Origin of the sequence: uncultured Dialister sp., assembly GCA_900314595.1 — a bacterium.
Taxonomy (GTDB): Bacteria; Bacillota; Negativicutes; order Veillonellales; family Dialisteraceae; genus Dialister.
Genome location: OMVW01000010.1, coordinates 39,637 through 46,061 on the forward strand (window position 1 = coordinate 39,637; position 6,425 = coordinate 46,061).

At 49.9% G+C, this 6,425-nt stretch carries 5 protein-coding genes; 3 read left to right on the plus strand and 2 right to left on the minus strand.

The annotated features are described in order from the left end of the window. Window positions 1-280 precede the first annotated feature (280 nt). Complete coding sequence (locus tag QZN42_RS04825) at window positions 281-547, minus strand: hypothetical protein (protein WP_296954778.1); 267 nt, start codon at window positions 545-547, stop codon at window positions 281-283. Window positions 548-1,586: 1,039 nt separating this feature from the next. Next, window positions 1,587-2,021 carry an endonuclease domain-containing protein gene (locus QZN42_RS04830; RefSeq protein WP_296954780.1) on the minus strand — a complete coding sequence of 145 codons (435 nt, stop codon included), beginning with the start codon at window positions 2,019-2,021 and terminating at the stop codon, window positions 1,587-1,589. A gap of 1,784 nt (window positions 2,022-3,805) precedes the next feature. Here QZN42_RS04830 and QZN42_RS04835 point away from each other — a divergent pair. The 3 genes from QZN42_RS04835 to galE all read left to right on the plus strand — a co-directional run bounded on the left by QZN42_RS04835 (window position 3,806) and on the right by galE (window position 6,182). Then, entirely contained in the window at window positions 3,806-4,180 is a 375-nt protein-coding gene (locus QZN42_RS04835; RefSeq protein ID WP_296954782.1) for a four helix bundle protein, read from the plus strand. Window positions 4,181-4,503: 323 nt separating this feature from the next. Continuing rightward, window positions 4,504-5,067, plus strand: coding sequence for a manganese efflux pump (locus QZN42_RS04840; RefSeq protein WP_296954784.1), 564 nt, complete (start codon window positions 4,504-4,506; stop codon window positions 5,065-5,067). 98 nt (window positions 5,068-5,165) lie between these two features. Then, the gene (galE, locus tag QZN42_RS04845; RefSeq protein ID WP_296954786.1) at window positions 5,166-6,182 is read left to right on the plus strand and encodes a UDP-glucose 4-epimerase GalE; all 1,017 of its coding nucleotides are present in this window, start codon (window positions 5,166-5,168) and stop codon (window positions 6,180-6,182) included. Window positions 6,183-6,425: the final 243 nt, after the last annotated feature.

Genomic DNA, 6,425 nt, shown 5'->3' on the forward strand with positions numbered 1-6,425 from the left:
TATAAAGCGCCGCGAGTATTTATTTTCATGGGAGTTCCGGAAAGGGGCGCATGGAAGTTCCGAGTTCCGAGTCCCGCTTCAGCCTTCGGCAGGGCGCATGGAAGTTCCGAGTTCCGAGTCCCGCTTCAGCCTTCGGCGGGTCGCATCGGCCCGCCCGCCCACCCACGATCAGGCGGCTTCGCCGCCAAATCGGTCAACCTTCCCCTGATGGGGTGTCACGCAGTGACGGATGGGATGATTGACGTTTCTCTGCATTTCCGGTTGAAAAGCTCATTTTGCTCTAAGCATAAATCTTCCCCCCTGCCCCTTCGGGGCATCCCCCCTTATCAAGGGTGGATTGACCGAACTGCCGCTTCGCGGCTTTTCTTTTGGCCCGCAGGGCGTGAAGAAGGGCGGGCTGATGGAAAACCGGGAACTTCCAGGTGTGCCGCTTAAAAATCAGTGTCTTCAGATAATAAAAAAAGCCCCGAAAGGCAGCAGGGTGCACAATCCCCACTGCTTTCGAGGTTTTTTCCAATGTCGGCGTGTTTCTTTTTCGTTTTTTCATGGTACCATGTGTGAGCGTAGATTTTCTCCTTCCCCGCCTTCTCTGAGAATGGCCACGGCAGGGACTTGCAGTTGAATTTCGTTTGCTCTGACTATATAGTGCAAAAAGCGAAATTTATTTTATTAGAATTTAATTATTTTTTTCAAATAAAATTTCCCGGTTCCCGGAGCGGGGCGCATGGAAGCTCCCGGTTGCCGGGCGTACGTCAGCCTCCGGCAGGCCGCATATACCCACCCGCCCACCCACGAAAAGGCGGCTTCGCCGCCAGCCGGTCAGGCTCCCCCCTGGGGGAGCTGGCTGCGCAGCAGACTGAGGGGGGAGCGATGTTTTGTGAAAATCGTCAGCGTAAAAATGTGGCACTTCACGTTTAGCACATTCCCTTCACTCCCCTCTCACCGCTGTCGCGGAGCTCTCCCCGAGGGAGAGCCTCCTGATCAACGTTAGAGACTTTTAGTCCTTGCACGTTTTGTCAGTTAGCCCCATATGTAGTTTTTAACGATAGCTACCAGGCTCCCCCCTGGGGGAGCTGGCTGCGCAGCAGACTGAGGGGGGAGGGATCCGACGTGAATATGGTCTGAGTCTATTAGTGCTGCTTATCGTCTATCACATTCCCATCTCCCCTCTCACCGCTTCGCGGTGTTCCCCGAGGGAGAGCCTCCTGATCAACGTTAGAGACTTTTAGTCCTTGTACGTTTCGTCAGTTAGCCCCATATGTAGTTTTTAACGATAGCGATCAGGCTCCCCCTTGGGGGAGCTGGCTGCGCAGCAGACTGAGGGGGGAGCGATGTTTTGTGAAAATCGTCAGCGTAAAAATGTGGCACTTCACGTTTAGCACATTCCCGCTACTCCCCTCTCACCGCTGTCGCGGAGCTCTCCCCGGGGAGAGCCTCCTGAACAACGATATAGTCATCTTTCCCGGGTATGTTTTGTCAGTTAGCCTTATATGTGCCTATATTGTTATGCGAAAAGGCTCCCCCTCGGGAAGCCTCCTGATCAACGATAGAGTCAATTTTCCCGAGCACGCTTTGTCAGTCCGTCTTTAGTTTATCTTTGCGTTGACGCGATTGATTATATCCTGGCAGACTCCGGGGTAGTTTTCTTTGACTGCTTTATTGGAGTATCTCACGATTTCAAAGCCCCAGTGCCGGAGCCGGCGGGTGCGCCAGGCATCATATTTCCTTCCTTCTTCGGTAAAGTGCTGTCCTCCGTCAATTTCAATGATGAGTCCCAGTTCCGGGCAGAAGAAGTCAACAATATAATGTCCGATTACTTTCTGATGGATGAAATCGACTGACCATTTCTTGTAATGGAGGAAAAAGCCGTACCACAGGTTTCTTTCTTCAACTGTCATATGCTGCCGGAGTTCTTTTCTCTTTTTCTTCATTTCTTCGCTCACCGGCGCATTCATGCCTTCTACTTTCTCATAGAATTCAAAAGGATCCGCCAGCCATTTCCAGTAATTAAAGTCTTTCAATCTCATCACCTCCGGCTTTTTCTATCAGTATAGCAGAGGTTTTCGCTTTAAGAAAAGGATGATGGGGTAGAAATTTCCCTTTTGACCGGTCAGGCTCCCCCCTGGGGGGAGCTGGCTGCGCAGGCAGTCTGAGGGGGGAACGATGGTTTGTGAAAATCGTCAGCGTAAAAATGTGGCACTTCACGTTTAGCACTTTCCCACTACACTCCCCTCTCACCGCTGTCGCGGAGCTCTCCCCGGGGAGAGCCTCCTGATCAACGATAGAGACTTTTAGTCCTTGTACGTTTCGTCAGTTAGCCTCATGTGTGCTCTTAAACTTATGCGATCAGGCTCCCCCTTGGGGGAGCTGGCGCCGTAGGCGTCTGAGGGGGAGGAATCCGGCGTGAATATGGTCTGAATCTATTAGTGCTGCTTATTGTCTATCTCATTCCCGCCACTCCCCTCTCACCGCTTCGCGGAGCTCTCCCCAGGGAGAGCCTCCTGATCAACGTTAGAGGTTTTTGGTACTTGTACGTTTCGTCAGTCAGCCTCATGTGTGCTCTTAAACTTATGCGGTCCGGCTCCCCCCTGGGGGAGCTGGCTGCGCAGCAGACTGAGGGGGGAGGAATCCGGCGTGAATATGGTCTGAGTCTATTAGTGCTGCTTATCGTCTATCTCATTCCCTTCACTCCCCTCTCACCGCTTCGCGGAGCTCTCCCCGAGGGAGAGCCTCCTGATCAACGTTAGAGGTTTTTGGTACTTGTACGTTTCGTCAGTCAGCCTCATGTGTGCTCTTAAACTTATGCGACCAGGCTCCCCCTTGGGGGAGCTGGCTGCGTAGCAGACTGAGGGGGGAGGAATCCGGCGTGAATATGGTCTGAGTCTATTAGTGCTGCTTATCGTCTATCTCATTCCCGCCACTCCCCTCTCACCGCTTCGCGGAGCTCTCCCCGGGGAGAGCCTCCTGATCAACGATAGAGACTTTTAGTCCTTGTACGTTTCGTCAGTTAGCCCCATATGTAGTTTTTAACGATAGCGACCAGGCTCCCCCCTGGGGGAGCTGGCTGCGCAGCAGACTGAGGGGGGAGGAATCCGAAAATATGGATGAGTATATAGCTGCTGCTTATCGTCTGACACATTACCATCGCTCCCCTCTCACCGCTGTCGCGGAGCTCTCCCCGAGGGAGAGCCTCCTGATCAACTTTAGAGGCTTTTAGTCCTTGTACGTTTCGTCAGTTAGCCCCATATGTGCCTACATACTTATGCGGTCAGGCTCCCCCTTGGGGGAGCTGGCGCCGTAGGCGTCTGAGGGGGGGAGGAATCCGACATGAATATGGTCTGAATCTATTATTGCTGCTTATCGTCTGTCTCATTCCCATCTCCCCTCTCACCGCTTCGCGGTGTTCCCCAGGGAGAGCCCGCGTCTAGCCGTTTGTGTCTTTTGGCATGAATACCTTTTGGAAGTTGATCTCACATGTGCCGGGTAAGGAGATAGGAGTTTTTATTTCCAGCACGTTTAATTGAGAATAGGTATCGATACGAAAATGTTCTGATTTTATCGGATGGTTTCTTTGACAAAGGCTTTTAAACATGCTATCATTCTCAATAACTGAGGGAGTAGCAGCCACTCTGTGGAGATAGTCAACATACTGGCTTTGCCTGGCTAATCTTGAAATTGCGAGACTCGGGTGCGAATTGATCGTGCCTGAGTCTTTTTTGTTATAACAAGCATTAAAGTTGCCAGTTACCAGTTGCCAGTATACCCATCATGTGCAAGATACCTTCAGGTGACAGGAGAAGCAATTATGTCAGATTACAGAAACCTAAAAGTATGGCATAAATCCAGGCAGGTTACGAGGCAGGTCTATTTGCTTTGTCAAAATTTGCCGGACTATGAGAAATTCGGACTAAGAAGCCAAATGCAAAGAGCTGCTGTTTCTGTTTCATCCAATATTACAGAAGGTTCAGAGAGATATCACTATAAAGAATTTATACATTTCCTCGAGTTCGCCAAAGCATCCTCTTCAGAATTGGAAAATCAACTTATTCTCTGCAAAGATCTTAATTTCTTCACATATGAACAAATAAAGCCAACGCTTGAACTCAATTCTGAAGTAAGACAAATGATAAATGGATTGATCAGATATCTTCGTCAACGAACAGCAGAGGAGAAAAATTAATATATTCCTGTAATTGGAAACCTTCAGCAAGTCTCATGAGATCATAGGTAATCCGAGTCTGACAGCTTCAAGACGATTTCGCACAATTTGTTTTCATGACATATGACTCCGCAGCTGCGCAGACTCTGGCAACTGGCAGCTTCAATGCGATTTTACACAATTCATTTTCATGACAAATGCCTCTGCACCTGCGCGGACTCTGGCAACTGGCAACTTTAATGCGAACAAACACAATCCGTTCCTGCACCAGATGACCATGAAGCTGCGTGGACTCTGGTAACTGGCAACTTCAATGGGAATATTAATTACAGTTGGTGATCATTATGGCCTTTATCATAAACAGCATATTACTTGGCATTGGTTTGGCCATGGATGCTTTTTCGGTATCTCTGGCGAATGGCATTCATGAGCATTATATGAAATGGCGGAAGATGTGTCTTATTGCGGGGACCTTCGGTTTCTTCCAGTGGTTCATGCCCATGACCGGCTGGTTCTGCGTCAACTGGGTGGTAGAATTATTTCACAGTATCCTTCCCTACATCCCCTGGATTGCGCTGATTCTTCTCCTGGCTCTGGGTGGAAATATGATCAAAGATGGTCTTTCGGGAGAAGAGGAGGAAATCCAGTCGGCTACGAGTTTCAAGGTGCTTTTTATCCAGGGAATCGCCACTTCTATCGATGCGCTTTCTGTGGGATTTACGATTGCTGAATATAATGTAAGAGCGGCTTTTTTCGCCAGTATCATCATCGGCGTAGTGACGTTTTTCATCTGCATTGCCGGAATCATCCTGGGCCGCCACTTTGGCATGAAGCTGGCAGATAAGGCGACAATCGTAGGCGGACTGATTCTCATAGGGATTGGACTGGAAATATTCTTTACAGCGTAAAAGAGGCGCCCCGGGCGTCTTTTTGTATGTCTACTTGTGAAATGGTATAATGAAGAGTAAGTTTCACCAGTGAAGTATTTCTACGAAAGGATATCAATATGAACGTACTCTTAGCCGGCGGTGCCGGATATATCGGGTCTCATACAGCTGTGCAGCTTTTGAAGGCGGGCCATGAGGTCATTATTGTGGATGATTTTTCCAATTCTTCTCCGGAGGCGATCCGGCGGGTGGAGGAGCTTGGCGGGAAGAAGGTTATTTCCTATGAGGCGGATGTGAAGGATAAGGAAAAGGTCCGTCAGATTTTCAAAGAAAATGACATCGACTGTGTGATCCACTTCGCAGGACTCAAGGCTGTGGGCGAATCGGTCCGCCTGCCTCTTAAATATTATAGAAATAATATAGATACCACCCTCACCCTGCTGGAATGTATGGAAGAAGCAGGCTGCACGCGGTTTGTATTTTCTTCTTCCGCTACTGTCTACGGAGAAGAAAACGATCCGCCCTATGTGGAAACCATGAAGCGGGGCAGCTGCTCGAATCCTTACGGCTGGACGAAAGTGATGATGGAAGAAATACTGGAAGATGCGGCCAAGGCTAATCCGGAGCTTACAGTCATCCTTCTCCGCTATTTCAACCCTATCGGAGCCCATGAAAGCGGACGGATCGGCGAAGATCCCCAGGGCATCCCGAATAACCTCATGCCCTACATCGCTCAGGTGGCAGTAGGCAGAAGAGACCATCTGACCGTCTTCGGCGGAGATTACCCGACGCCCGACGGCACCTGTCTCCGCGATTATATCCATGTGATGGACCTGGCCGATGGACACGTACAGGCCGTGGAATATGCGGAAAACCATAAAGGAGTGGAAATATTCAACCTGGGCACCGGCACCCCTTACAGCGTACTGGATATCATCAAAGCCTTTGAATCCGCTACTGGCGTCAAAGTGAAATACGAAATCGGTCCCAGAAGAGCCGGGGACCTCCCGAAATTCTGGGCAGATTCCACGAAAGCCCAGAAAATCCTCGGCTGGCATGCGAAGAGAAGCCTCGAGGATATGTGCAGAGACACATGGAAGTGGCAGAAAAATAATCCTATGGGGTATGGGGAGTGAGGTTTTAGCCGTTAGACGTTAGAAATAGTTGAAAAGCAGGAATCCATAAGGATTGCCTGCTTTTTCGATATGGAAATGCCGCTTCGCGGCTAGTGTCCGGCTCCCCTCGAAAGGGGAGCTGTCTGCGTAGCAGACTGAGGGGACGAATGTCCGCGCACTATCGGTTCGCGTGAGAGGCGGAGATGCATTTCAGCTGGATTATATACTCTGAGAACGTTAAGGAATTACCCCAAGTGACGTATT

Coding starts and splice junctions, on each gene's coding strand:
- QZN42_RS04835 (WP_296954782.1), top strand. CDS start 3,806: ATGTCAGATTACAGAAACCTAAAAGTATGGCATAAATCCAGGCAGGTT.
- QZN42_RS04825 (WP_296954778.1), bottom strand. CDS start 547: ATGAAAAAACGAAAAAGAAACACGCCGACATTGGAAAAAACCTCGAAA.
- QZN42_RS04840 (WP_296954784.1), top strand. CDS start 4,504: ATGGCCTTTATCATAAACAGCATATTACTTGGCATTGGTTTGGCCATG.
- galE (WP_296954786.1), top strand. CDS start 5,166: ATGAACGTACTCTTAGCCGGCGGTGCCGGATATATCGGGTCTCATACA.